This window comes from Promicromonospora sp. NPDC052451, assembly GCF_044547525.1.
GTDB lineage: Bacteria > Actinomycetota > Actinomycetes > Actinomycetales > Cellulomonadaceae > Promicromonospora.
The window spans coordinates 224,106-246,797 of record NZ_JBIUAP010000006.1; the positions used below are offsets into that span (position 1 = coordinate 224,106).

Annotated in this window: 19 protein-coding genes; 6 read left to right on the forward strand and 13 right to left on the reverse strand. The window is 73.4% G+C overall.

From position 1 onward, the window contains the following. The 7 genes from rpmF to ACIG47_RS12940 form a co-directional block, all read right to left on the reverse strand. Nucleotides 1-195: a 50S ribosomal protein L32 gene (rpmF, locus tag ACIG47_RS12910; RefSeq protein WP_108495103.1), complete on the reverse strand. Its 195-nt coding sequence runs from the start codon at nucleotides 193-195 to the stop codon at nucleotides 1-3. 2 nt (nucleotides 196-197) lie between these two features. After that, nucleotides 198-752 (reverse strand): YceD family protein, encoded by a 555-nt coding sequence (locus ACIG47_RS12915; RefSeq protein ID WP_397411451.1) that lies wholly within the window; start codon nucleotides 750-752, stop codon nucleotides 198-200. Nucleotides 753-914: 162 nt separating this feature from the next. Beyond that, nucleotides 915-1,427 carry a pantetheine-phosphate adenylyltransferase gene (gene coaD, locus ACIG47_RS12920; protein WP_397431179.1) on the reverse strand — a complete coding sequence of 171 codons (513 nt, stop codon included), beginning with the start codon at nucleotides 1,425-1,427 and terminating at the stop codon, nucleotides 915-917. Continuing rightward, nucleotides 1,424-2,041, reverse strand: a complete 618-nt coding sequence (rsmD, locus tag ACIG47_RS12925) for a 16S rRNA (guanine(966)-N(2))-methyltransferase RsmD (protein ID WP_397431181.1) — start codon at nucleotides 2,039-2,041, stop codon at nucleotides 1,424-1,426. The genes coaD and rsmD overlap by 4 nt, the downstream gene beginning before the upstream one ends. A 102-nt stretch (nucleotides 2,042-2,143) precedes the next feature. Beyond that, complete coding sequence (locus ACIG47_RS12930; protein ID WP_397431182.1) at nucleotides 2,144-3,121, reverse strand: endonuclease/exonuclease/phosphatase family protein; 978 nt, start codon at nucleotides 3,119-3,121, stop codon at nucleotides 2,144-2,146. Nucleotides 3,122-3,186: 65 nt separating this feature from the next. Further along, nucleotides 3,187-5,472, reverse strand: coding sequence for an ATP-dependent DNA helicase RecG (locus ACIG47_RS12935; RefSeq protein ID WP_397431184.1), 2,286 nt, complete (start codon nucleotides 5,470-5,472; stop codon nucleotides 3,187-3,189). Further along, the gene (locus ACIG47_RS12940; RefSeq protein ID WP_397431186.1) at nucleotides 5,469-7,331 is read right to left on the reverse strand and encodes a DAK2 domain-containing protein; all 1,863 of its coding nucleotides are present in this window, start codon (nucleotides 7,329-7,331) and stop codon (nucleotides 5,469-5,471) included. The genes ACIG47_RS12935 and ACIG47_RS12940 overlap by 4 nt, the downstream gene beginning before the upstream one ends. Before the next feature lie 327 nt (nucleotides 7,332-7,658). Here ACIG47_RS12940 and rpmB point away from each other — a divergent pair, with 327 nt between their 5' ends. Together rpmB and ACIG47_RS12950 are read left to right on the forward strand one after the other, a co-directional pair. Continuing rightward, the gene (gene rpmB / locus ACIG47_RS12945) at nucleotides 7,659-7,856 is read left to right on the forward strand and encodes a 50S ribosomal protein L28 (RefSeq protein WP_119143026.1); all 198 of its coding nucleotides are present in this window, start codon (nucleotides 7,659-7,661) and stop codon (nucleotides 7,854-7,856) included. Nucleotides 7,857-8,010: 154 nt separating this feature from the next. Beyond that, complete coding sequence (locus tag ACIG47_RS12950; RefSeq protein ID WP_397411463.1) at nucleotides 8,011-8,523, forward strand: GNAT family N-acetyltransferase; 513 nt, start codon at nucleotides 8,011-8,013, stop codon at nucleotides 8,521-8,523. Between the two features lie 102 nt (nucleotides 8,524-8,625). Here the strand turns inward: ACIG47_RS12950 and ACIG47_RS12955 are convergent, their stop codons facing one another. Continuing rightward, complete coding sequence (locus tag ACIG47_RS12955) at nucleotides 8,626-9,801, reverse strand: thiamine-phosphate kinase (RefSeq protein ID WP_397431187.1); 1,176 nt, start codon at nucleotides 9,799-9,801, stop codon at nucleotides 8,626-8,628. A 23-nt stretch (nucleotides 9,802-9,824) separates the two neighbouring features. Between ACIG47_RS12955 and ACIG47_RS12960 the strand changes: the two genes are divergently transcribed. After that, on the forward strand, nucleotides 9,825-10,301 hold the full coding sequence (locus ACIG47_RS12960) for a DUF3515 family protein (protein ID WP_397431189.1): 477 nt from the start codon (nucleotides 9,825-9,827) through the stop codon (nucleotides 10,299-10,301). Beyond that, nucleotides 10,298-11,053, forward strand: coding sequence for a TetR/AcrR family transcriptional regulator (locus ACIG47_RS12965; RefSeq protein ID WP_397431190.1), 756 nt, complete (start codon nucleotides 10,298-10,300; stop codon nucleotides 11,051-11,053). Before ACIG47_RS12960 ends, ACIG47_RS12965 begins: the two co-directional genes overlap by 4 nt. 7 nt (nucleotides 11,054-11,060) lie before the next feature. On the opposite strand, the gene ACIG47_RS12970 is transcribed toward ACIG47_RS12965, so the two are convergent. The 4 genes from ACIG47_RS12970 to ACIG47_RS12985 form a co-directional block, all read right to left on the reverse strand. Then, nucleotides 11,061-11,594 carry a hypothetical protein gene (locus ACIG47_RS12970; RefSeq protein ID WP_397431192.1) on the reverse strand — a complete coding sequence of 178 codons (534 nt, stop codon included), beginning with the start codon at nucleotides 11,592-11,594 and terminating at the stop codon, nucleotides 11,061-11,063. A gap of 61 nt (nucleotides 11,595-11,655) precedes the next feature. Then, a complete protein-coding gene (locus ACIG47_RS12975) occupies nucleotides 11,656-12,864 on the reverse strand; it encodes a D-alanine--D-alanine ligase family protein (RefSeq protein WP_397411473.1) in 1,209 nt (402 codons plus the stop codon). Between the two features lie 23 nt (nucleotides 12,865-12,887). Beyond that, nucleotides 12,888-14,468, reverse strand: a complete 1,581-nt coding sequence (locus tag ACIG47_RS12980) for an AMP-binding protein (protein ID WP_397431193.1) — start codon at nucleotides 14,466-14,468, stop codon at nucleotides 12,888-12,890. A 164-nt stretch (nucleotides 14,469-14,632) separates the two neighbouring features. Beyond that, on the reverse strand, nucleotides 14,633-16,336 hold the full coding sequence (locus ACIG47_RS12985; protein WP_397431195.1) for an aldehyde dehydrogenase family protein: 1,704 nt from the start codon (nucleotides 16,334-16,336) through the stop codon (nucleotides 14,633-14,635). A gap of 193 nt (nucleotides 16,337-16,529) precedes the next feature. Between ACIG47_RS12985 and ACIG47_RS12990 the strand changes: the two genes are divergently transcribed. Both ACIG47_RS12990 and ACIG47_RS12995 read left to right on the forward strand, forming a co-directional pair. Continuing rightward, a complete protein-coding gene (locus ACIG47_RS12990; protein ID WP_397431392.1) occupies nucleotides 16,530-17,660 on the forward strand; it encodes an acyl-CoA dehydrogenase family protein in 1,131 nt (376 codons plus the stop codon). A gap of 80 nt (nucleotides 17,661-17,740) precedes the next feature. Beyond that, complete coding sequence (locus tag ACIG47_RS12995) at nucleotides 17,741-21,367, forward strand: DEAD/DEAH box helicase (RefSeq protein WP_397431196.1); 3,627 nt, start codon at nucleotides 17,741-17,743, stop codon at nucleotides 21,365-21,367. Nucleotides 21,368-21,406: 39 nt separating this feature from the next. Here ACIG47_RS12995 and ACIG47_RS13000 read toward each other — a convergent pair whose 3' ends face one another. After that, nucleotides 21,407-22,624, reverse strand: coding sequence for a trans-sulfuration enzyme family protein (locus tag ACIG47_RS13000; RefSeq protein ID WP_397431198.1), 1,218 nt, complete (start codon nucleotides 22,622-22,624; stop codon nucleotides 21,407-21,409). Between the last annotated feature and the right edge of the window lie 68 nt (nucleotides 22,625-22,692).

The following is a 22,692-nucleotide window of genomic DNA, read 5'->3' on the forward strand; positions in this document are numbered from 1 at the left end:
TCAGCCCGCGTGAACGGTCTTCAGGGCGTCGCGGTAGGTGCGACCCTTGTAGGTGCCGCACGTGGGGCACGCGGTGTGCGGCAGCTTGTTGCCCTGGCACTGCGGGCAGGTGGTGAGGGTCGCTGCGGTGGTCTTCCACTGCGAGCGACGCGCACGGGTGTTGCTGCGCGACATCTTGCGCTTCGGAACAGCCACGGCTAGCTCTCTTTCGTCTCGTCCGACACGCTCGTAGATTCGAGCATGCTCTGCAGCGCCGACCAACGAGGGTCGACTACGTCATGGTGATGACCGGGGTCGTCGGCCAGACGCGCTCCGCACTCGGAGCACAGGCCCGGGCAGTCCTCCCGGCACAACGGTTGAAATGGTAGTGCAGTGACGACCGAATCCCGAAGCGGAGGCTCCAGGTCGGCCAGATCGTCCTCCAGGACGGACTCCTCGTCCTGGACCTCGTCGTCCCCCGCCTCGGCCGACGCGGCGGCCTTCTCGGGGTAGGCGAACAGCTCGGTGACGTCGACGACGGTCTCGTACGAGATCGGGTCGAGGCAGCGGCTGCACTCCCCCTGGACCGTGCCGCGGACCGTCCCGGAGACCAGGACGCCCTCCATCACGGCCTCGAGCCGGAGGTCCAGCTCCAGGTCGGAACCCTCCGGGATGCCGATCACGGCGGTGCCGAGGTCGGCAGGTGCCTGCACGGTCGCGGTGTGCGTCCGTGACGTTCCGGGACGCCGAGACAGCTCGTGCGTGTCGAGCACGAGCGGCGAGTTCGGTTCGCGGGAAATGGCAGGCTCCGAGGAAGACGGTTGTCCGGGTGGACGAGGAAGGGGGTGGGCCGGCGCACGATCGCACGCCAAGGACCAAAAGCCAATCCTACGACATCACGCGAGCGCCACGCACGGCGGACGGCGTGAGGGGGCTCACGACCCGGCGGGCGGGCGGGCCAGCGCGGTGCGCAGCGCCTCGGCGACCCCGGCGGGCACCAGGTCGTCGACCGGTCCGCCGTGCCGCACGATGTCCTTCACCAGCGACGACGCGATGTGCGCGTACCGCTGGTCACCCGGCAGGAAGATCGTCTCCACACCGGACAGGTGCCGGTTCATCAGGGCCATCGGCTGCTCGGCGTCGAAGTCCGCGCCGCCGCGCAGCCCCTTGACCACGGCGACCGCTCCGGCCTCCCGGCAGAAGTCGACCAGCAGTCCGGGCACGACGGCGACCCGCACCCGCGCCATCGCCGGGTCCGTCTGCGCTGCGCCGTGCACGGCGGCGCGCACGAGCGAGGCGCGCGTCTCCAGGTCCAGCAGCCCGGACTTGCCGGGGTTCTTCGCGATGCCGACCACGACGTCGTCGAACATCGTGGCGGCGCGGCGCACCACGTCGAGGTGGCCGAGGGTGATGGGGTCGAAGGACCCGGGGCAGACGACGGTGGTCACGCGCTCACGCTATCCGACGGATCCGCGGGGCCGGCGTCCGGGACCTCCGGCTCCGCGTAGTACACGACCGTCTCGCCGTAGTCCTTGCGGGCGAACCGCTCCAGGCCGTCGGGCCAGGCCGGTTCCGGCGTGCGGGTCGACCGCTCCACGACCACCACCGCGCCGTCGGCCAGGACGCCGGGCGCGGCCAGGTGCGCCAGCACGACGGCGAGCGCGTCCTCGCCGAGGTCGTAGGGCGGGTCGAGGAAGACGAGGTCGAGCCCGGGGCCCGCAGCCTGCCCCGGCCCGGCGAGCGCCGCCGCGAACCGCTCGGCGGTGTCGGTGACGACGCGCACGCCGGTCAGGCCGAGCGTGGCGACGTTCCGGCGGGCGACGTCGGTCGCGGGGCGGGCGCTGTCCACGAGGGTCACCGTGGCCGCGCCGCGGCTGGCGGCCTCCAGCCCGAGCGCGCCCGAGCCGGCGTAGAGGTCGAGCACCCGGGCGCCGTCGAGCACGTCGAGGTGCTCCAGGCGGGAGAAGACGGCCTCGCGGACCCGGTCGCTGGTCGGCCTGGTGCCCTTCGCGGGCACCGCGATCGACCGCCCGCCGACCACCCCCGCCACGATCCTGCTCACGCCCCCGACCCTAACCCGCCCCCGGCACCGTTGAGTGCGGGATATTCGCCCCTCCGGCACGCGAAGAAGGGCGAACATCCCGCGCTCAACGGTCGTGTCGGGTCAGGAAGAGGGGGTGTCGATGCGGGCCAGGATCGGGAGGTGATCGCTCGGGGTGCGGGGCAGGGCGCGGGTCTCCGTGACCGTGGCGCCGCGGGCGAGCACGTGGTCGATCTGCACCACCGGGAAGGTCGCCGGGTAGGTGAGCTCGAAGCCGGTGGTCGGCGCGGTGACGAGGTTGGTCAGGGGTGCGATCGCGTCGTCGGCGAGGACGGCGTTGAGGTCGCCCGCGACGAGCACCGTCTCGTTCTCCTCGGCGGCCACGGCGTCCGCGAGCTGCAGCGCGCTCGCGTTGCGCAGCCCGGTCTCGAACCCGCCGCTCCCGAACCGGACCGACGGGAGGTGCGCCACGAACAGCGTGACGGCGGCGTCCTCGCGCCGGATCACCACGCGCAGGCACCGGTCCCAGGTCGCCTCGACGCCCTCGGGCCGGATGTCCACGGGGGTCGCGTCACGCAGCGGGTACCGCGACCAGACGCCGACGGTGCCCTGCGTCTCGTGGTGGGGCAGCGCCTCCCCGAACGCGCGCGTGTACTGCTCGGCCGTCTCCCGGGAGACCTCGGTGAGGGTCACGACATCGGGTTCGGCGGCGAGCAGCACCTCGGCCGTGCCCGCCACGTCGGTGTTGGTGTCGCTCGCGTTGTGCTGCACCACCGTCAGGTCCGCGGGGGCCGGCTCCGGCGGGCGAATCTGTGGCAGGAAGACCCAGATCCAGGCGACGAGCGGCAGCAGGACGACGAGGATCGCGAGCGCCGACCGCCGCACCAGGGCGGCGAGGATGCCCAGCGGTACGGCGAGCCCGAGCCAGGGCAGGAAGGTCTGGACCAGGCTGCCGAGGTTTCCCCACCGGTTGGGCACGAGCTCGTGGCCCAGCAGCAGCGCCGCGACCAGCACGGATCCGAGCGCCAGCAGCCTGCCACGCTGCCACGCGGTCTTCGCGGGCCTGTCGCTGTGTATCGCATGCCTCGCGTCGACCGTCATCGGCGGGGACTCTATCGTTTGCCTGTTTCGAACGTAAGGCGTGGGTCATCCCTTTCACCCGGTCCTCACGTGCGTTCCAGGAACTCCTCCTGGTCCTCGTCGAGCTGTGCCCGGATCGCGGCGGCGAGCTCCGGGAACTCCGTCAGGTCGGGCGACGCCCGCACGACGTCGGTGGCTGCGGTACGGGCCTCCTCGATGAGCCCGGCGTCCTTGACCACCCGCAGCAGCCGCAGGGAGCTCGCCCGGCCGGACTGGGCGGCCCCGAGCACGTCGCCCTCGCTGCGCAGCTCCAGGTCCAGGTTCGCGAGCTTGAAGCCGTCGGTGGTCTGGGTCATCGCCTCCAGGCGCGCGAAGGCCGGCGTGCCCGGCTCGGCGTCGGACACGAGGAGGCACAGGCCCGGGTCGGTGCCACGGCCCACGCGGCCGCGGAGCTGGTGGAGCTGGGAGATGCCGAACCGGTCGGCGTCGAAGATGACCATCGCCGTTGCCTCGGGGACGTCCACGCCCACCTCGACCACCGTGGTCGAGACGAGCACGGGTGCCTCGCCGGAGGCGAACGCGGCCATGGCCGCGTCCTTCTGGTCGGGTGGCATCTGCCCGTGCAGGACGCCGATCTCGACGCCGGTCAGCTCGGGCCGCGAGCGCAGCTCCTCGACCACCTCGAGCACGGCGCGCAGCGGGGGCCGGTCGGCGGCGCCGTCGGTGCCAGGGTCCGCCGGGTCGAGGAACTCGGGCACGTCGTCGAAGTCCTTCGCCGCGGCCCGGCCGCTCACGCCGGCAGCGCCCGTCTGGTCCTCGTCCGGGTGGATCCGCGCGCACACGACGTAGGCGCGGCGGCCGGCGTCGACCTCCTCGCGGACGCGCGCCCAGGTGCGGTCGGTCCAGCGCACGTTGCGGGCCGGGACGGCGACGGTGGTGATGCCCGCGCGGCCGGCAGGCACCTCGGTGAGGGACGACGTCTCGAGGTCGCCGAACACGGTCATCGCCACGGTCCGCGGGATGGGCGTGGCAGTCATGACCAGCAGGTGCGGCGACACGCGCCCCTTGGCCCGCAGCGCGTCCCGCTGCTCGACGCCGAACCGGTGCTGCTCGTCCACGACCACGAGCCCGAGGTCGGCGAACTGGACGTGCTCCGACAGCAGCGCGTGCGTGCCGACCACGATCCCGGCCTCCCCGCTCGCGGCCTGCAGCAGCGCCTCCTTGCGCGCCTTCGCGCCCAGCGAGCCGGTCAGCAGCGCCACGCGGGTGCTCGCGCCCGTGCGTTCCGCCCCGAACAGCGTGCCGCCCTCCGCCAGGGGACCGAGGAGGGTGCGCAGGGTCCGGGCGTGCTGCGCGGCCAGCACCTCGGTGGGGGCGAGCAGCGCGGCCTGGCCGCCGGCGTCGACCACCTGGAGCATGGCGCGCAGCGCGACCACCGTCTTGCCGCTGCCCACCTCACCCTGGAGCAGGCGGTGCATGGGGCGGGGGTCGGCGAGCTCGGCGGCGATCTCCTGCCCCACGGAGCGCTGGCCGTCGGTGAGCGTGAACGGCAGCGACGCGTCGAAGTCGGCCAGGAGGCCGGGCGTGCCCGCGGGCAGCGGCGGGCGGGCGGTGGCGTCCTCGGCCGCCGTGCGCGCGCGGCGCTGCGCGAGCGCCGCCTGCAGCACGAACGCCTCCTCGAACCGCATCCGGTGCCGCGCCCGGTAGGCCTCCTCCATGGTCGCGGGCCGGTGCAGGCTGCGCAGGGCCGCGGCCCGGCCGGGCAGGCCATGGCGTTCCCGGACCTCGTCGGGCACCGGGTCGGGCACGTCGGCATCGGTCAGGGTGTCCAGCACCACCCGCAGGGCGCCCTGGATCTTCCAGCTCGGGATGCCGGCCGCCGCCGGGTAGATCGGGATGGGCTTGGTGGCGTGCTCCAGGAGCGCCTCGTCGCTGTCGAGGTCGGACTCCTCCCCCATGAGCGTGAAGTCCGGGTGCGTGAGCTGGCGTGTGCCCCGGTAGAGCCCGACGGTGCCCGTGAACAGGCCCTTCGCGCCGGGCACGAGCCGCTTCTCGTGGCTGTAGAGCGAGCCGCGGTGCTTGCCGAAGAAGGTGAGCGAGAGCCGGCTGGTCCCGTCCGTCACGACCACCTCCATCAGCGCCCCGTTGCGGTTGCGCATGGGCCGTACGGTCGCCTGCTCGACCTTGGCCAGGATGGTCACGTGCTCGCCGACCTGGAGGGCCGCGATGTCCTCCAGCGCACCCGGGTCCGCGTACCGGCGCGGGTAGTGCCCGAGCAGGTCGCCCACGGTGCGCAGCCCGAGCTTGCCCAGCGCCGTCGCGGTGCGCTTGTCGAACGCGCGCTCCAACCGCTCCTCCACCCGTGCGGTCATGCGTCCCCCTCCGTCTCCTGCCCGACGCCGGACTCCACGCCCAGGCGCACACCGTCGCCCGGGAGGCCGGTCGCCAGCACCACGAGCTCGGCGTCCGGTGCGCGCCCGGCGAGCGTCGCCGCGAGACGCTCGGGCAGGTCGTCCGGGACGCCGGCGTCCAGCAGAGCCGTCACGACCGTGGTCGCGGGGCCGGCGGCACCGTGCAGGACGCCGGTCGCACCGTCGGCTCCCGCCGTCACCACGACGAGCCCGTCGAGCGCGTCGGTCACCACCGTGCGCGCGTCGACGCCGGGGTCGGCCGGCACGCCGAACGGCAGCACCGTCCCGAGGGCCGCGAGCGCCACCACGGCGTGCACGTCCGACGGCGTCGTCACGGCCACCACCTCGCCGACGTCGAACGGCGTGCCCGCGCCGGCCGCCACTGCATCGGCCGCCACTGCATCGGCACCCGCTGCATCGGCACCCGCTGCATCGGCCGCCGCCGTGTCCGCGACGCCGGGCGTCCCTTCGCCCGCGGACGCCGCCCCCGGCCCGAGGAACAGCACCCGCCGCGCGCCGGTCGACCCGGCGGCCCGCCCCACGTCGTCGGGCGTCAGCGGCTCCACCACGGCCTCGACCCCGCCCGTCAGCAGCACGACGGCGCCGGCCCGCGCCAGCTCCGCCGCCAGCGCCGGGGCCGCGGTGGCCGCGACCACGCCCCACTCGTGCTGCCCGGCCGCCTCCAGGTGCCGCACGTGCACCTGGGCGAGCGTCCCCGCACGACCGGCGGCCGCCGCGACGGCGAGCGCGGCGTCGAGGCGGTCGGTGTGGACGTGCGCCTGCCACACACCCGTGCCCGTGCCGGCGTCCCCGCCGACCACGACCACCGAGTCGCCCACCTCGGCGAGCGCGCTGCGCAGCCCGGCCGCCACGGACTCCGGGCCGTCCCCGACCGGGCCCGTGAGCACGAACATCAGCTCCAGCGCGCCGGTGCCGTGCGGTGCGCCGTGCGGCTCCGCGGGCCGGGGCACGGGGAACCCCGCGGCGGCGTCCAGCAGCTCGTCCAGGTTCACGGTGTCCATGCTGCCGTCCGCCACTGACACTCCGCCGGGCGCCGGCTCCACCCCGGGAGCGGCCGGCAGCCCGGACACCGCCGCCACCAGCGCGTCGAGCACGAGAACCAGGCCGAGCGCCCCGGCGTCGAGCACACCCGCCGTCCGCAGGGCGTCGAGCTCGTCCCGGCTCGACCGGGCTGCGGCCCGGGCCGCTGCCGCCGCTGCGGCCACGGCGGCGGTGTCCCCGCCCGCGCCGCGGCCCGGCCCGGCCTCCGGCCCGCGCACGGCGCCGGCCGCTGCGTCCGCCGCCGTATCCGCTGCGACGTCCGCCGCCATACCCAGTGCGGTGTCCGCCGCCGCGTCCGCCGCCGCGTCCGCCGCGGTGAGGATGGTCCCCTCGGCCGGCCGCTCGACCGCGGACCGCGCGGACACCGCGGCCCGCCGGAGCAGGTCGGCGGCGTCGCCCCCGCGCCGTGCGGCGACCGCCAGCCCGCGCAGCCACTCGCTGAGGATCACGCCGGAGTTGCCGCGGGCGCCCAGCAGGGCCGCCCGCGCGAGGGTCGCCAGGAGCTCCGGTCCGCTCGCGTCGGCGGGCGCACGCTCGACGGCTCGCTCCCCCTCCCGCAGGGTCAGGTAGAGGTTGGTGCCGGTGTCGGCGTCCGCCACAGGGAAGACGTTGACCCGGTCGATCGCGCCACGCTCACGCCGCAGGGCTGCGGTCGCGCCGCGGGTCCAGGTACGCACCACCGCCGGGTCGTCCAGACGGACGCCGGCGGGGAACGGCCCGGGTCCGGTCGCCCTGCTGCCGCTGTCGACGTCGGTCACGCTCTGCCCTCCTGGACGTGGCACGGGACGGGCCGCGCACGGGCACGGCACCGGACGCCCCCGGGCACCTGCCCGCGGACGGATCCCACCGTACCCAGCGGCCGAGGCACTCGCGTGCGACGATCCACAGCCCCGTCCGGCGCCAGGTGTGACGCACCACCTCGGCGCTACGGTTTGAGGGCCCGGCCCGCGATCGGGTACTCTGTCGAAGTTGCCTGGTCGGCCGAGAAGCGTTGTTCGCTCCGAGGTGTCCGGGCGTCCCCCTTAGACCATCCATCACGTCGTGCTGTCGTTCTGCACAGGCGTGCACGACATTCAGGAGACACCGTGGCTGCCAACTGCGACGTCTGCGGCAAGGGCCCGGGCTTCGGGCACAGCGTTTCGCACTCCCACATCCGCACCAAGCGCCGCTGGAACCCGAACATCCAGCGCGTCCGCGCGATCGTGGGCGGTACCCCGAAGCGCGTCAACGTGTGCACCTCCTGCCTCAAGGCCGGCAAGGTCACGCGTAAGGTCTCGGCCTGACGCTGCCGCAGCCGGGTCGCTGACGCGATCCGCACAGCTTTTCGCGAAGACGCCCACCAGGAACGCCTGGTGGGCGTCTTCGGCGTTCCCGTAACCTTAAGTCTGGACCCAAGAGGTGGTTGCGCCGACCACCACCGGGTGAAAAGGTGAGGTCATGATGGCACCGGAAGACGTGACCATCCGCCCAGCGACACGAACCGACGCCGAGGCCATCGCCCGCGTCGACATCGCGTCCTGGCGTGGTGCTTACTCCGAGATCCTGTCCGACTCCTACCTGGCGTCGCTCGACGTCACGCAGCGCGCCGGCCAGTGGACCTCCGCCGTCGGCGCGCGCGACACGACGGTGCTGGTCGCCGAGGACGAGCAGGGCACGGTCGGCTTCACGAGCGTGGGCCCGTGCCGCGACGAGGACGCCGACCCGGGCGACCTCGAGATCTACGCCATCTACCTGCATCCGCGCGCCTGGGGCAGCGGCGTGGCCCGCGACCTGATGCGCACGGTGCTCGACGGGCTGGCCCCGGGCACCGTCGTGAGCCTCTGGATCCTGGAGGGCAACGAGCGCGCGCAGCACTTCTACCGCCGCCACGGCTTCCAGCACGATGGCACGGAGCGCATCGACGACATCGGCGGCCGCCCGCTCAAGCAGCTTCGCTTCCGCAAGGGCTGAGGTCGGCACGCTCCTGGCGAGGTCGGCACCTTGCTTCGAAGTCGGCACAGGCCTGTACCGATCTCGGTGCAAAGTGCCGACCTCGCCAGGAGGGTGCCGACCTCACGCCCGGAAGTGGTCCCAGCCCGGGGTCGCCGTCGGTGCCTCGCCACCGATCGTGACGTCCCCGATCACAGCGGACCCGGCCGCAGCAGACCCGGTCACAGCAGACCCGGCCGCAGCAGACCCGGCCGCAGCAGACCCGGGATCCAGCACCCGGCCGACGGCGGTCCAGCCCGCCGGCAGCACCGTCCCGGCCGGGAACGTCGCGAGCAGCCCGTGGTCCTCACCACCCGACCAGACCCACGCGTCGGTCAGCCCGTCGACGTCCGAGCGCCCCGGACCCCACCCCGGGTCGCCCAGTCCCGTGGCGGCCGCGACGGCGCGGGCCGCCGACCGCAGCTCCGCCCGGCCCGCAGGGAACGCGTCCGGGTCGAGATCGAGCCGGACGCCGCTCGCCCGGGCGACCCGGCCGGCGTCCCGCAGCAGGCCGTCCGAGACGTCGAGCATCGCCGTGGCCCCCGCCCTGGCGGCCGCGATGCCCGCGGCGAGCGGCGGATCCGGCCGCAGGTACGCGGCGACCAGCCGCTCCCAGGCGTCCTCGAGCACCACGCCGTCGGTGACCTCCAGCGGTGCCGACGACAGCGGGGCCTGCACCAGCCCGGCCTCCAGGAGCGCCAGCCCCGCGGCGGACCAGCCCTGCACCCCGGCGTGCGCGACGACGTCGCCCGGCCGGGCCCCGGACCGCAGCACGGGCGCCCGCCCCTCCAGGTCACCGTGCACCGTCACGCTCACCATCAGGCAGGGTCCGCCCGCGAGGTCCCCGCCCACGGCCCCCGCCCCGACCGGGGCACAGCCGTCCGCCAGGCCCCGGGCCAGGCCGGTCACCCACTCCAGGTCGGTGTCCCCGGGCACCACCAGCGACGTGACCAGCGCGGTGGGTCGCGCGCCCATGGCCGCGACGTCGGCGAGGTTCTGCGCGGCGGCCCGGCGTCCGACGTCGTACCCCGTGGACCAGCGGGCGCGGAAGTGCCGGTCCTCGACGAGCACGTCGGTCGAGACCACGAACCGGCCGTCGGGCGCCGCGAGCACCGCGGCGTCGTCGCCCGGGCCGACCAGCGTGGCATCGCCCCGGGGCAGCAGGGGCACGATGTGCTCGAGGATCTGCTCCTCGGAGAGGTCACGGACGCGGAGTGTGGGGGCACCGTTCACTGGTAGACCATAAGGGACGTCCACCATCGGGGGCCGGGTAACGTATCTCCGTGCTCGCCGCCCGATTCCTCGCCGCATCGACCGCCGCCTTCCTCACCGTCGTGGCGCTGGCGGGGTGTGCGCGGACCATCGGCGTGGAGGCGGCGCCGCACGCCGCGGACCCGAAGTGCGCGGAGGTCATGCTCGCCGTGCCGGACGAGCTCGGCGGCGATCTGCCCAAGGTCCCCACCGACTCCCAGGCCACGGCGGCCTGGGGCGAGCCCGGCGGCGCGGTCACCATGCGGTGCGGCGTGGCCCAGCTCGGCCCGTCGGCCGACTGCCAGCACGTGGACTCCGGCGACGGGACCGCCGTCGACTGGATCGTCACGACCGACGACAAGGGCACGTGGTCGTTCGTCACCTACGGCCGCGAGCCCGCGGTCGAGGTGGTCGTGCCGCCGGCGGTCACCGAGGACCACTCGACGTCGTTCATCGCGGACCTCGCATCGGCCGTCACGCAGGTACCTGCCACGAAGGAGTGTCAGTGAGCCCAGCACCAGCCCCCACCGTCCGGCCCGTCCAGTCGCGGCGCGAGCGGCTGCGTGACGAGCTGCGCCGCGACGTGCTCGCCGCGGCCCGCCACCAGCTCGCCGGGCAGCACGGCCTGAGCAAGCTCACGATGGCCGCCGTCGCCAAGGAGGTCGGCGTCACGCCGCCCGCGCTGTACCGGCACTTCGAGAACCGGCAGGACGTCATCGCCCAGCTCTGCGTGCTCATCGTCGAGGAGGTGCTGGACCAGCTCGGCGCCGCCGTCGCGCGGCAGGAACCGGGGGACGTCGCGGCCGCGCTCGTGGCCTCCTCGCGGGTGTCCCTCGACTGGGCGGTCCGCAACCCGGCCGAGTTCGACCTGGTCATCGGCTCCGGCATCCGTGCCGAGCTGCCGGACGGCACCACCAGCCACACCCTCCAGCGCCGCATGGCCGAGATGGTCGGGGGCCACTACGTACCGCTGTTCCGCACGCTCGCGGCGTCGGGCGTGCCGCACCCGGCCGACGACGACATCGACCCCGCGCTGGCCGACCAGGTGCGCCGGTACCGGGACGCGGTGGGCGGGCCGGACCTGCCGCTCGGCGTCGCGCACCTGATGGTCACGGCCTGGCGGCAGGTCTACGGGCTGCAGTGCATGGCCGTGTACGGGCACCAGGAGTTCGCGTTCGGCGACCACGTGGCGCTGCACGAGGACATGGTCTCCGCGCTGCTGGCGCAGATGGGGCTGGACCCGCACCCGACGGTGCGCTGACCCGCGCTCACCGCACCATCGAGTCCTTGCCGGCCTCCATGGTGTGCAGCGCGTCGGCGTTCGTGATGAGCAGGACCGTGCCGCTGTAGGAGATCGACGGGTCCTTCATCGCCGCGCTCACCAGCTCCGCCAGCGCCGCCAGGTGCCGGGAGTCGTGCGCGCAGAGACGGTGCACGTGCTGCGAGGCGGTGACCATCTGCAGGGCGAACACCGGGTACTTCCACACCGGCTTCCAGAACCCGGTCCGCTGCCACAAGCGGGCCGCGGGCCACGCCGCGCCCGCGCACGCCATCGCGAGCGCCGCCTCCCACGGAATGCCGTCCGCCCCTGCCATCCGCAGCAGCAGGACCACCACCGCGACGATGCCGAACGGGTAGGCCACCTGGTTGGCCCAGGCGCCGATGGGCTGCGGCCTGGCCACGCCGATCACCTCGAGCCGCATGACGTTGCCGAGCGCGAACGAGGTCAGCCCGATGGTGAGCACACCGTTCGCGACCCGTACCTCACGTACCGCGTACTTGTAGCGCGGCTCGCCCAGCATCCTGCCTCCTCAGCGCCCCGCCGGAGGGTCCCGGCCGTGGTCAGAGGCAGGGTACAGGCGATCAGCGCAGGCCGGTGGGCCGTTCGAGGGCGAGCTGGACGAGCTCGTCGATCAGCTCCGGATAGCTCATCCCGGAGGCCTGCCACATGCGCGGGTACATCGAGTACCGCGTGAAGCCCGGCATGGTGTTGATCTCGTTGACGACCACCCGCTCGTCCGGCGTGACGAACACGTCCACGCGGGCCAGCCCTTCGGCGTCGACCGCCTCGAACGTGCGCACGGCGATCTCCTGGACCTCCTTGGTGAGGTGGTCCGGCAGGTCGGCGGGGCAGCTCAGCTCCACCGCGGACTCGTCGAAGTACTTGGACTCGTAGTCGTAGAAGTCCTTGGACTCGTCGGTGACCACGATCTCGCCCGGCAGGGACGCGCGGGCCCGCTCGCCGTGGCGCCCGCCGAGCACCGAGCACTCGATCTCCCGGCCGACGATCGCGGCCTCGACGATCACCTTCGGGTCGTGCCGGCGGGCCTCCTCGACGGCGGCGGGCAGGTCGTCGAGCGTGTCCACCCGGGTCACGCCGAGCGACGACCCGGCGCGGGCCGGCTTGACGAACACGGGCAGGCCCAGCGCCTCGACGGAGCGCAGCACGTCGTCGTGCCGCCGCTCCCAGTCGCCCGGCTTGATCACCGCCCAGGGGCCGACGGGCAGGCCCTGCGCGCCGAGCACCATCTTCATGAAGTGCTTGTCCATGCCGACGGCGGAGGCCAGCACGCCGGACCCGACGTACCGGGCGTCGGCCAGCTCCAGCAGGCCCTGGAGGGTGCCGTCCTCGCCGTACGGGCCGTGCAGCAGCGGGAACACGACGTCGACGTCCGCGAGGGCGGACGGCACCTGGCCCGGTTCCATGACGCGCAGCGCGGAGTCGCCGACGGTCAGCGGGAGCACCACCTCGGCCGCGGACGCCGGGACCTCCGCGGCCTGGCCCTCGGTGATCGCCCAGCGCTCGGGCTCGTCGGCCGCGATGACCCACTGCCCCTGCGACGTGATGCCCACGGGCACCACGTCGTACTTCGAGCGGTCGATCGCGCCCAGCACGCCGCCGGCGGTGGCCACGGAGATGCCGTGCTCCCCGGAGCGCCCGCCGAACAGGATCACCACGCGGGTCCGCCCGGCGGCGTCGGGCGTGCCGGCGGCCGGCGTGCGGTCGTCGGCCGGCGCCGGCACGAGAGACTCGCCGTCCCCCACGGAGGCTGGTTCGGTGTGCTGCGACATCGCGCCGAGACTACCGGAACCGGCTATCCCGCGGTCGCCCGGAGGTCCTTGCGCAGGATCTTGCCGGACGCCGACTTCGGCACCGCCTCGATGAACTCCACCGCGCGCACCTTCTTGTACGGGGCCACCTGCCCGGCGACGAACGCGACGACGTCGGCCTCCGTCAGCGTCGCCCCCGGCGCGGTCACCACGAAGGCCTTCGGGATCTCACCGGCCTCCTCGTCGGGTACGCCGATCACCGCCGCGTCGGCGATCCCGGGGTGCGTCAGCAGCAGCGCCTCCAGCTCGGCGGGCGGCACCTGGTAGCCCTTGTACTTGATGAGCTCCTTGAGCCGGTCGACCACCCGGAACACACCGCCGGCGTCGACCGTCACGATGTCGCCCGTGTGCAGGAACCCGTCCGGTTCCAGGGTGTCCGCCGTCGCCTGCGGGTTGCCGAGGTACCCGCGCATCACGTTGGGCCCGCGGCACAGCAGCTCACCCGGGTCGGAGACGCCCTGCGCCGGCTGGTCGATCTCCGTGCCGGTGGCCGGGTCGACGATCCGCGCCTCCATGCCCGCCACGAGCAGGCCGACAGCGCCCGGCGAGATGTCCGGGCGGTCGAACGGGATGCAGTGCGAGACCGGCGACATCTCCGTCATGCCGTAACCCTGCAGCACCCGGACGCCGAGCCGGTCGGCGACCGCCGCCGCGAGCTTCTCGTCCAGCGGCGCGGCGCCCGACAGCACGGCCCGCACGCTGCTCGTGTCGTGCTCGCCGACCAGCGGGTGCTTGGCCAGGGCGAGCGCGATGGGTGGCGCCACGAACAGGAAGGTCGCCCGGTGCTCCTGGATCACCCCCAGGTACTGCCCCAGGTCGAACCGCGGGAGGGTCACCAGCCGCGCGCGGGTGCGCAGGGCCAGGTTGAGCAGCACCGTCATCCCGTAGATGTGGAAGAACGGCAGCACGCACGGCACCACGTCGTCCCGGCCGACGCCGATGGCCAGCGTCTGCGCCACGTTCGCCACGAGGTTGGTGTGGGTGAGCATGACGCCCTTGGGCCGGCCCGTGGTGCCCGACGAGTACGGCAGGACGGCGAGGTGGGTGGCGGGGTCGAACGACACGTCCGGGGCGGGGTGCGGATCGGCCAGGAGGTCGGCCAGGGAGAGGTGACCGTCGGCGCCGTCGAGCACCACGACCTGGTCGTCGCCCAGGCCGGCGTCCCGGGCCCCGGCGCCGCCCGCCGCGAGCAGCGCCGAGACGGTGATCAGGAGCCGCGCACCGGAGTCGGCAAGCTGCTTGGTCACCTCGGGGGCGCTGGCCAGGGCGTTCACGGTGGTCACGGTGACCCCGGCCCGCAGCAGGCCGTGGAACACGGTCACGTACGCGGGCACGTTCGGCGCGTGCAGGGCCACGACGTCACCGACGCCGAGACCGCGGGCCGCCACCGCGCCCGCCACCGCGTCGATCTGGGCCAGGAGCGAGCGGAACGTCGTGACCGACCCGCTGACGCCGTCGACCACCGCCACCCGGTCCTGGTCCTCGGGCGTGATGTCACCGAACAGGTACTCGTGGACGCTGACGGACGGGATCTCCACGTCGGGCAGCGGGCTGCGGACAACCATCTTCGGTCTCCTTGCGGTCGGGGCGCCGGACCTCGTCGTCCGGCGCACGAGCATGACGCACGAGCATTGTCGCGGCAGACGGCGCCGCGCGCACGGACCGGCGCCCGGCGTCGCCCCCGCGGTCGGGCCGCCGGTGCCGGCGGACCGGCCGCGGTGACGGGCCGTCAGGCCCGGAACGCCGCGAGCAGCACCGGCACCAGCCGGCCCCACGACGGCGCCGCCGCGTACCGGGTCAGGGCCCGGCCCGTCTCGGTGCCGCTGCGGGAACCGCTGAACCACGGCGGCTTCGGGAAGAGCGAGAGCTCGCCGCGCAGCACGCTGCGCGGGAACGGCCGGAACGGGCCGGTCAGGACTGTCCGCTCCGGCCCGGACAGCAGGTGCCCGTTGTGCACCACGTCGATGCCGGAGCCGACGTCGGCGAGCGTGTGCCCCGGGTACGCGCCCCAGGTGGCGCCCGGCAGCAGGAAGCTCACGCCCGTCCACGCGTTGATCGCGACGGTGCCGTAGCGCAGGTCGGCGATCAGCCCGTCGAACGCCGGGCCCATCGCCCGGCGGTCCTGCGGCCGCACGACGACGTTGGCGCCGAGCGTCCCGGACAGGGAGTCGTTGGCGAGACCGACGGCCGCGCGCAGGAACTCGGCCCCGTGTCCCGGCACCTCGGTCCACGCCAGGACGGCCGCGAAGTACTCGTCGGTGCAGGCCGGGTCGCCCGGCTCGACCCGGGTCAGGATCCGGCCGGCCAGGTGCTCCGCCCGCGGGTGGACGTCCCGGGCCCGGGCCACCTTCGCGTCCGTGCCCGGGTACCAGGGGTCGCGGGCGGGCATCCGCGCCAGGGCGGCACGCAGCTCCGCGAGGAAGTCGTCCTTCTGCGCCCAGTCGGCCGACAGCACGACCACCTGGCCCGCCACGCAGTTGTGCCCGGCGTTGTGCAGGCGCATGGACACCAGGTGCTCGGCCTGGAACCGCAGGTCGGCAGCGCTCCAGCGGCCCGGCACCACGATCATCGGGGCCACGCCGCCCAGCTCGCTCGTGATCGGCACCGTCAGCTGCGGGTCGCCCGCGGCGCGGCGCCGCACGGCCTCCTCGCCGGTGCCCCACACGATGGCGTCGTGCGTGCCGGCGGACCCGGTGACGTGCACCTTGTCGATGCCGTCGTGCCGAGTGAGGTAGGCGCCGACGGCGGCGTCGCCCGTGACCACCCGCACCACCCCCGCCTCGACCAGGGGCGCGAGCGCCGCACGGTAGACGTCCAGCAGGCCGTCGAACGTGGGGTTGAGCTTGACCAGCGAGGCGCGGTTGTGCGCGACGAGCTCGTAGAACGCGTCGAGCGGGGCGATGGACGAGATGTTGCCCGCACCGAGCACCAGCCCGACGCCGCCGTACTCCCCCACCTTGCCCGCGCCCAGGCCGGCCTCGGCCCGCACCTGACGTCCGGGCACGCCCGGCGGCATCCACACCTCGGCCCGGAAGCCGTTGAACAGCACCCACTCCTGGGCGGTGCGCGGCAGCACCCGCACCGCCACCCGGTTGCCGGGGGCCACGCCGACGTGCAGCCCGTCGAGCGGGGAACCGCCGGCCGCGAGCGCCTCGCAGGACCGCGCGTAGGCGGCGGCGCTCTCCAGGGCGCCGTACGGGCCGGTCATCCACTCCTCGCCCGCGTAGGGGGCGGACGGCTCGATCTGCTTGGCCTCGACCGCGGCGGCCACCCAGTCCTGGGCGGCACCGGCGACCGACGCGTGGACCCTGCGGAACAGCGCGGCGCGGTCTGCGACCGGGGTGTGCGCCCACCGTTCGGCACCGACCTTGAGCTCCTCGACGGCCCGGTCGAGGTCGCGCCGTGTGGCGGCCTGCGTGTCGGTCACGCTCATCTGCTGTCTCCTTCGACCGCGGTCTCACTGACGCGTGCTCCAATAGTTTCGCGGGCCCAGCCTAGAGGGCGGGACGGGTCGAGGGCGACACCGGCCGGCACACTTCCCGGCGGGAATTTCCACGCCGGGCATTGCGCACCGGGGCTAGCCTCATGGGGTGACTTTTCTCCTGTCCGAGGAACTGCTCGCCGGCATGCGGGACCGCGCCGGCGACTACGACCGCGACAACGCCTTCTTCGCCGAGGACCTGGCCGACCTCCAGGCCGCGGGCTACCTCGGCGCGATGGTCCCCACGGCCCTCGGTGGTTCGGGCCGCACCCTGCACGAGACCGCCCGCGAGCAGGCGCGCCTCGCCGCCCACGCGCCGGCGACCGCGCTGGCCGTGAACATGCACCACGTATGGGTGGGCGTGGGCCGCTACCTGCACGACCGCGGCGACTCGTCGCTGGACTGGCTGCTGGCGGAGGCCGCGGCGGGCGAGGTGTTCGGCTTCGGCTACTCCGAGCCGGGCAACGACCTGGTGCTGCTCGGCTCGCGCACCGAGGCCCGGCCCGACGGCGTGGGTGGGTACACGTTCCACGGCCGCAAGATCTTCACGTCCAACTCCCCCGCCTGGACGCGGCTGGGCGTGCTGGGCCTGGAGGCGCCGGACGGCAAGGGCGGGGACCCCCGGCTCGTGCACGCCTTCGTGACCCGCGACGGTGGCGGGTTCGAGATCCTCGACGACTGGGACACGATCGGCATGCGTGCGTCCCAGTCGCGCACCACGATGCTCGACGGCGCCCACGCGCCGGCCGCCCGGGTGCTGCGCCTGCTGCCGCCCGGGCCGTCGCTGGACCCGTACGTGCTCGGCATCTTCACCTCGTTCGAGGTGCTGCTGTCGTCGGTGTACGCGGGCATCGCGGACCGGGCGCTGGAGCTCGCCGTCGATGCCGCGCGGCGCCGCACGTCGATGAAGACCGGCACGGCGTACGCGCAGGACCCCGACGTGCGGCGGCGGATCGCCGACATGGCGCTCGCGCAGGACGCCGTCTGGCTGCAGATCGACGGGATCACGCGCGACCTGGACGCCTCGGCGGCGGATCCCGCCCTGGACCGCGGCGCGGGCTGGTTCCGGGCGACCGCCGGGCTGAAGGTGCGCGTCACCGAGGCGGCGCGCGAGATCGTGGACCAGGCGATCCGGGTCTCGGGCGGCTCCACCTACTTCAACGGCTCGGAGCTGGGCCGGCTGTACCGCGACGTGCTGGCGGGGATCTTCCACCCCTCCAGCGACGACTCGGCGCACGCGACGGTGGCGCAGTCGCTGCTGGGCCCGCTGGAATAGCGCGTACGCCCGACCCACCAACATCACGGTATTAACCAAGCAATATTCACATCTCGTTTAACCCATGACAGAGTCACCTCATGGGTGGTCGGGGTGAGGCGGAACGCAGGGCGGACATCGTCCGGTACTGGCGTGCCATCGAGTACTTGAGCCCACCGACGGTCCCACGGCCCGAGAAGGACAGGAACGTCAGCGGGGTCCATCGCGGGAGCCCGCTGCCCTGGGAAGCAGACGCGGACCATGTCAGACTCCCCGACCGGACCGAGCGGCGGCACACGGTCTACGCAGGGATCTTCGAGGTCGCCCGCGCAAACGAGATCCTCCGGGAGAAGTTCGCCCCGGACGAGGACGATCCTGCCTACGATCGACTGCGGGCGGGCAGCTCAGCGCTCCTCACATTCACCGTCGACGGTGACGGCCGTCTACTGGGGAACAGTATCGGCCTGTCCCAGTACGCATGGGCGGTCGGACGAACACTGACTGTCGGGCCGGACGCCGCAGAGTGGCTCTCGGGTGAAGCTTTCGACGACGCCCGGCAGGAACTCACCGAAGCACTGATCGGTGTCGGTGACGCCCTGTACGAGATCCAGACGCCGACACCTGGGACCAGCACCGGATCGGCGCCGGACGCGTTCGCCGGCACCACCGCTCGCATCACGCTCGACTCGGTCGTCGGGCTGTTGCAGGCAGCACCCGTCATCGGAGCCAGCGCCGTCGAGCTGATGGCGGGCCCCGGTGCCGCAGCCGTGGTCGGCAGCGTGGGAGGCGTGATCGCAGGGCGATTCAGTGACTCGATCCGATCGCGCTTCGGTACGACCGGTGAGGACGACGACGGTGGTCAGGCAGAGTCGGACGACACGAGCTCCACCGACGACGAAGAGCTGCGGGCACGTATCGGGACCGAGAAGCTCACGGTGGACCACCTCGGCGCCATCACTCGTCTCGTCGCCGAGTATCTCGGCGTCGCCAGAGCCCTGCGACCGACCGAGGTCTGGGTCCGGAGCTACTCGATCTCCACCGGGAGCAGCAGCGCGACCGACGGATTCCTCCGCAGCTTCCAGGCCGACGACCTCGGCCGGGTGGCGACTGCGCTCAGCGTGGACGACGCGGGTGCCGCCCTCACGTCGTACCTGTCCTCCGACGTACCGGTCGCTGATCGGCTGGACGTCACGAGGCACCCGCACGAGGTCCGGCAGTCCGTCGCTCCTGCCTGCCTGCCCGCAGGCCGCTGGCCGACCAGCCCGGCCCAGCCGCTGGTCCTGGGTCAGCAGTTCGCCGTCAACCGCATCCTGCGCGACCTGGGCGATCCGCAGGCACGAGGCATCTACGGGGTCAACGGCCCGCCCGGAACCGGGAAGACCACGCTGCTCCGTGACCTCGTCGCCGGCGTGGTCGTCGAACGCGCGAAGCGGCTCGCGGCTCTACCCAGCCCGCACAAGGCGTTCCAGCCGGTGTCGGCGAAGCTGACCTGGACCAGCCCGTCCGGACGGGGACGACGCACGCTGCTTCCCCTCGTTCCCGAGCTCACAGGGTTTGAGCTGGTCCTCGCGTCCTCGAACAACCAGGCCGTAGAGAACGTGACCCTTGAGCTACCGCACGACGATCAGATCGACCGGATCACGTTCCCCGAGGCCAGGTATCTGCACGGCGCCGCCCGGATGCTCGGCGACGCGGCGTGGTGGGGAGCGATCGCTGCGCGGCTCGGCAGGAAGCGGCACCGGCAGGACTTCGCCACCAGGTTCTTCTGGGGCGAACGAGCGACGGATGGCACAGGACTGCAGGGCACGGAGGCCGGCACGGAGACAACGCCAGATCAGGTCGACGGCCCTTTCGACACACCCCGGTCACTCACCAGGGCCCTGAACGATCCACGGCTCGATCCACGTTCTCCGGACCTCCCGTCATGGTCGGACGCGGTCAGAGACTTCAATGACGCGGTCGCGGAGGTAGACCGCCTGGTTCATGAGCGACAGGCCGTTGCCGACATCGTCGACCGGGGGCCGGACGGGGTCAGGACACGAGAGACCCTCCTTGACGAAGTGGACGCACGGAGAGCCGGCATGCGGGAGGCGGAGGAGGCTTTCGCCACCGCCACGGCCGTCGCCGGCCTCGCCGCGGAACGCTGCATCGAGGCCTCTGAGCGACGCAGGTCGGCCGATCTGTCCGTCACCCGGCACGACGAGCTCCGGCCGGGCTGGCCGGCACGGTTGTTCCGGACGAGAGCAGCGCGAGCATGGGTGCACCGGACGCGCGAGCTTCTGGAGCGACAGACCGCAGCACAGGACGACGAGACACGATCCATAGACACGCGTGACTCGACGGCCGAGCGCGCCCGTGACAGCGAGACCGCTCGCGTCAGGGCGGCTGAACAGCTCGATGAGGCCCGGCGCACGGCCGCAGTCGTCGCCGGCGCCGTCGAACAGTGGGCCGAGTCCGTCCCGGGTGCCGAGTGGAACTCGAACACACCACGAGCGGTGGCGGCCAGGGAACTCTCGGCACCCTGGCAGGATGCCGCCTTGGCGACCGCCCGCTCGCGGGCATTCCTGAGTGCCCTCCGCCTGCACGAAACGCTGATCGCTCTGACTGCTGGGCGCATGGACGGCAATCTGAAGGCTGTCATGGACGTCGTGCAGGGAAAGACGAAAGGGGTGCCCGACGAGGCGGTCCTGGCGGCTTGGCAGATGCTCTTTCTCGTGGTGCCGATGGTCTCCACGACGTTCGCCTCCGTGCAGAGCATGTTCGCGGGCCTGGGACGCGAGTCTCTCGGGTGGCTCATCGTCGACGAGGCCGGACAGGCCGCCCAGCATCAAGCTGTCGGCGCTCTCTGGCGCGCAAAGCGTGCCGTGGTGGTGGGAGACCCCAGACAGCTCGAACCGGTGGTCACGCTGTCCCGGTCGGTCCAGCACCACCTGCTGAAGCACTTTCGCGTGGACCCACGCTGGATCCCCCAGGACGGATCCGTCCAGTCGGCCGCAGACCGGACAAGCCGCTTCGGGACTGCTCTTCCCGCCATGGACGATGGCGGAGAGGAATGGGTTGGCTCGCCGCTGCGGGTACACCGACGCTGCGACCGGTTCATGTTCAACCTGAGCAATGTCATCGCGTACGACGGGAGCATGGTCTTCGGGGTCGCCGAGCGGGAAGAGTTCAAACTTCTGCGTCGAGACGCCTGGCTTCACGTGCCGGCCACGGATGCCCGCTGGAACGAGAACGACGGGATCGCCGTCCGGCGACTGCTCGCCGCCATGGGCGCGCGGGCCTTGGGAAGGCCAGTGCCGGACCCAGCTCTCCCCGCCGACGACGACGCACGGGACCTCGAAGAACTCGTCGCGGCAGCGGCGGACCACGTCTTCGTCATCAGCCCGTTCAGCGCCGTGGCGACCGGGCTGAGAGAGCAGTTTCCGGAGCGAAGGTTCCCCGGCTTGAAAGACCGAATCGGCACGGTACACACCACGCAGGGCAAAGAGGCAGACGTCACGGTCCTGGTACTCGGCACCGCCCGCAGCGACGGCGGCGCGAGATGGTGGGCAGCCAGACGTCCGAACCTGCTGAACGTCGCTGTCTCCCGAGCGCGGCGCCGTTTCATCGTGGTCGGCGACCGCGAGCGATGGCTCGACCATCGCTACTTCGGAGGCCTCGCCCGCCAGGCCGGGCCGGACAACCGCTTCGATCTGGTCGACACCACCGCCGGTCAGTGGCACGTGTGAGCAGCGGCCAAGGCTCCCGGAACCCGGGCAACGCGGCGGTCAGGAGGCGCGCAGCGCCCGGTCCAGGTCCGCCCAGAGGTCCTCGACGTCCTCGATGCCCACCGACAGGCGCAGCAGGTCCTCCGGGACCGTCGTCGCCTCCGTGCCCCACCGGCGGCGACGCTCCAGCATCGACTCCACGCCGCCGAGCGAGGTCGCGGGGAGCCACAGCCGCACGGCGTCGACGACGGCGTCGGCCCGCGCCGCGGCGTCGTCGGCACCGCCGGGCCGGGGCCGGGGGCGGACGCCGATGATGGCGCCGAACCCGGTCATCTGGGCCTTCGCGCGCTCGTGCCCGGGGTCGCCGGGCAGGGACGGGTGCCGCACCTCGGCGACCTCGGGGTGGTCCGCGAGGCGCCGGGCCAGCTCGGCCGCGGTGGCCTGGGCCCGTTCGAAGCGCAGCGCCAGGGTGCGCAGGCCGCGCAGCGCGAGCCACGCCTCGAAGGGGCCGGCGATGGCCCCGTGCAGCGTCCGGTGGTCGCGCAGGGTCGCGGCCAGGGCGGCGTCACGCGTGACGAGCGCACCGAGCACCACGTCGGAGTGGCCCGCCAGGTACTTGGTCACCGAGTGCAGCACCACGTCCGCGCCGTGCTCCAGCGGGCGCTGGCCCAGCGGGGTCGCGAAGGTGTTGTCGACCACCGAGCGCACACCGGCCGCGCGGGCCGCGCCGAGCACGGCGGGCAGGTCCGCCACCTCCAGCATCGGGTTGGTGGGCGACTCGACCAGCAGCAGGTCCGCGCCGTCGAGGGCCGCGACCACGGCGTCCGTGTCCGCGATGTCGACGTACCGCAGGGTCACGCCGTGCCGCTCGGAGATCTGCCGCGCCAGCACCATGCCCGCCTGGTAGGCGTGGCGGGGCAGCACGAGCGTGCCGCCGTCGGGCACCAGCGAGAAGATGGCGGCGATCGCCGCCATCCCGGACGAGAACAGGATCGCGGTGGCGGCGGCGTCCGGCCCGGACGCATCGCCGTCCGCCCGGCGGGCCGTCCCGGCACCGCCGTCCTCCAGGGCGGCGAGCGCCTCCTCGAACGGGTGCCAGGCGTCGTTGTCCCCGCGCGCGTACGACAGCTCGTCCGGGGTGACCACGCCGCGCGAGACGTACGTCGAGTTCATCGGCACGGACGGGTTGACGTGACCGCCCTGCGCGCGGGCCGGGCGTCCGGCGGCGACGGCGATCGTGGCGGGGGCGAGGGTGCCGGGCTCAGGGGTGGTGCTCATGGTCCGGAGAATACGGCCGGCCCGAGCCCGGCGCCCCGGCCGTCCGCGAGGCGATCCGGCGGGGTCGG